This window comes from Micromonospora sp. M51 (assembly GCF_018070305.1).
GTDB classification, from domain to species: Bacteria; Actinomycetota; Actinomycetes; order Mycobacteriales; family Micromonosporaceae; genus Micromonospora; species Micromonospora parva.
In genome coordinates this window covers 1-585 of the sequence record NZ_JAGPXZ010001415.1, presented here as the reverse complement: position 1 = coordinate 585, position 585 = coordinate 1, and the positions used below count along the sequence as shown (strand labels likewise).

Below are 585 nucleotides of genomic sequence, written 5' to 3'. Positions count from 1 at the left end.
CCGGCCCGGCCGCACGTCGCAGGTGCCCACCTTGCTCTCCTGAATCAGCACATTCGGATCCAGGCTGATCCCGAACAGGTCGTTGGCCGAGTCGCCGGTCACCAAACCCTCAAAACCGAAGTGGTACGGCAACCACACCTGGTGGATGACCCGACCGTCCACCCGCAGCGGAGTCAGCCGGTCGGTCACCAGCACCTTCGCCTCGATCACCGCGCGACCACTGACCAGGTGCGCCCAGCCCAGATGCGCCAACCCGACCTCGCCGGCCAGTTCCGGGGACACCTCGACGAACATCTCCGGTTGCAACTCGGCCAACGGTGACACGGTCCGGCTCATCGCACCGGCGGTGTGGTGCTCGGTGAGCCGGCTGACAGTGAACACGTACGGGAACACCTGACTGTGCTCCTGCGGCGGGCTCGGGTTCACCGAGTTCACCGGATGCGCGTACATCTTGCGGGTCGGGTTCGCCTGCTGACCGTAGAGCGGGTTACGCACCGGCGACTCCACCGGCTCGTAGTGCGTCGGCAGCGGGCCGTCCAGGACGCCGCTGGGCGCGTACAGCCAGCCCTTGCCGTCGCCCTGCAT

1 protein-coding gene is annotated in these 585 nt (G+C 67.4%); it reads right to left on the bottom strand.

Annotated features, from left to right (window positions below; translation table 11 throughout):
* Nucleotides 1-585 (bottom strand): molybdopterin dinucleotide binding domain-containing protein (locus KBX53_RS35180; protein ID WP_305798019.1); only part of this gene is annotated, 585 nt, incomplete at both ends.